The 1,966-nt window shown below is 64.2% G+C and carries 4 protein-coding genes, 1 tRNA gene and 1 pseudogene; 3 read left to right on the top strand and 3 right to left on the bottom strand.

From position 1 onward, the window contains the following. From EOD07_RS38830 to EOD07_RS39140, 3 genes and pseudogenes are all read left to right on the top strand, one after another. Positions 1-165, top strand: a pseudogene (locus tag EOD07_RS38830) (NAD(P)/FAD-dependent oxidoreductase); the annotation flags it as partial. A gap of 72 nt (positions 166-237) precedes the next feature. After that, positions 238-314 (top strand) — tRNA-Pro (locus EOD07_RS32605). A 105-nt stretch (positions 315-419) separates the two neighbouring features. Beyond that, complete coding sequence (locus EOD07_RS39140) at positions 420-545, top strand: hypothetical protein (RefSeq protein ID WP_281059109.1); 126 nt, start codon at positions 420-422, stop codon at positions 543-545. 14 nt (positions 546-559) lie between these two features. Here EOD07_RS39140 and EOD07_RS32600 read toward each other — a convergent pair whose 3' ends face one another. From EOD07_RS32600 to EOD07_RS32590, 3 genes are all read right to left on the bottom strand, one after another. Then, positions 560-943 (bottom strand): type II toxin-antitoxin system VapC family toxin, encoded by a 384-nt coding sequence (locus EOD07_RS32600; RefSeq protein ID WP_127238171.1) that lies wholly within the window; start codon positions 941-943, stop codon positions 560-562. Further along, on the bottom strand, positions 940-1,197 hold the full coding sequence (locus EOD07_RS32595; RefSeq protein WP_041009189.1) for a type II toxin-antitoxin system prevent-host-death family antitoxin: 258 nt from the start codon (positions 1,195-1,197) through the stop codon (positions 940-942). The genes EOD07_RS32600 and EOD07_RS32595 overlap by 4 nt, the downstream gene beginning before the upstream one ends. A 246-nt stretch (positions 1,198-1,443) precedes the next feature. Next, positions 1,444-1,966 (bottom strand): DnaA/Hda family protein (locus EOD07_RS32590; protein ID WP_127238170.1); only part of this gene is annotated, 523 nt, incomplete at its 5' end.

Here is a 1,966-nt window from a genome sequence, read left to right as displayed (position 1 = left end):
GAGACAGACGCCAAGGGCGTGCCGCTGTTCAACGGCGCCGCGAACGATCCGAAGCTGCCCGGACTCTGGTTCACCGGCATGCGGCCGAGCATTCGCGGCTGCTTTGCCAACGCAATAATCCAGGGCGCCGCGATCGCCAGGAAGATCACCGGCCAGAAGCGCTGAGCCGGCCGCCACTTCCGACCTCCGTTTTTGTGTTGCCTTCCGGGCGTCCGCCCCCTATACGCCGCGGGACGTCGGAGTGTAGCGCAGCCTGGTAGCGCACCTGATTTGGGATCAGGGGGTCGCGTGTTCGAATCACGCCACTCCGACCATCGCTTCTTCCCAGGGTTTCGATTTCCGCCTCGTGCTGAAGCACCCGGACCTGGTGCGGATCACGGGCGAGGATCCTTACCCCTGCTTGCCCGCGGCGCATGCAGGTGCATGACTGGGTGGGTGACGCCGTCATCAACGGCAAGATGGTCCTGGTCCCACGCAAGCCGAGGCCATGGTGGTGGCGGCAATTGCGCCGGCTGTGGGACAGGCTCAAGGGGAAGCGGGCCTAGCCCATTTGGGCCACTCAGATCGCGTCTTCAACGTCGGTCTTGGAGAAATCGTCGCCGACATAGAGCAGCGGGCAGCCGCGGATTTTCGCTGCTTCATAGGCAAAACAGTCGCCGAAATTGAGCCCCGCAACGTGAACTCCCTTGCCCCATTGCTCATAGGCCGCAGCGATACGCAGCGCCGTACCTTCCGTCACCGGCATGATTTCAAAACCTAGCCCGTCAAGTAAGGATTGCGCCTCCTCGGCCACGCCTCGTCGTGCAGCGACTATCAGGAGCTCGGCAACGGTTCCGGCCGATATCAGAAGATTATCTTCCGCTTCGAGCGCGGCAATACAGGCGTCCGCCGCGGGCTCACCGAGGACAATGGCCATCAAGGCCGAGGTATCGACGGCGATCATTCCGGCAGGCCGTCATCGCCGTAGAGGAAATCCTGACTGCGCGCCGCAGACGGGCCGGCACTGGCTTTCGCTGCTCCGGAGGCCCGGACGGCTTGCAGCAGGTCTCGGCGGTGCTTCCGGTCCGGTACGGATCGTATCGGGACGAGACGCACGGCCGCGTGACCGTGGCGGGTCAGGATAATCTCATCTCCAGCCTCGGCGCGCCTCACCAGTTCGGTCAGCTGCCCCTTGGCGTCCGTCACGGATATCTGCATGGCTGTTCCAAATGAACTATTGGATGGTCCATTAGATAGACCATTCAATGGTTCATTTCAACGGCAAGCTCCGAGGAAACGGTAAACCCGCCGGGCGAGAACCCCAAAACCTCGAGCCCGGCGAGCCTACAACCCGATCTGGAACGCGACCGGGGCCGGGATCAACCGGCATTGTCTGCCTTGCAAGAGCGATGCCGGAAAACCTGTTCCGGAATGGGACAGATGCGTCACGCGGGCAGTTCAACTTCAGATATCGAACTCGCCCTGCCCTTCGTCCATGGCGCTGACGGTCTCGGCGGCCAGGGCGCGGGTGATCGGCGTCTTGCGCTCAAGCGCGGCGCGGTCGAGACGCTCGACGACGCGCATGGCGGTGCCGAGCGAGCGCTCGATGCGGCGCACCAGATACTGCACCACATGCGGCTCAACCTCGATCTGACGGTCGGCGAAGAGCTTTGTGATGACGCCGGCGAGCAATAAGTCATCGGGCTCGTGGATCTCGACGGTCGCCGCCGCCTTCAACCGCGAGACGAGGTCCGGCAGCGCGACGCGCCAGGCCGATGGGAAACGCCGCGCCGTGAGCAGCAGCGTCGAGCCCGCGCCGCGCACCGCGTTGATCAGGTGGAACAGGCCGGGCTCGTCGATCGCCGCCTTGTCGATGTCGTCGACGAGCGCCGGCCTGCTGCCGAGACCGGCGATGTGGTCGCCGATCCGGCTGGGATCGACGGTGACGGCATGCGCCCTATCCTGCCAGATTCGGGCGAGATGCGTC

This window comes from Mesorhizobium sp. M2C.T.Ca.TU.002.02.1.1 (genome assembly GCF_003997225.1).
Note: the sequence above shows the minus strand (reverse complement) of the source record. Positions and strands in the feature narration are given on the sequence as shown.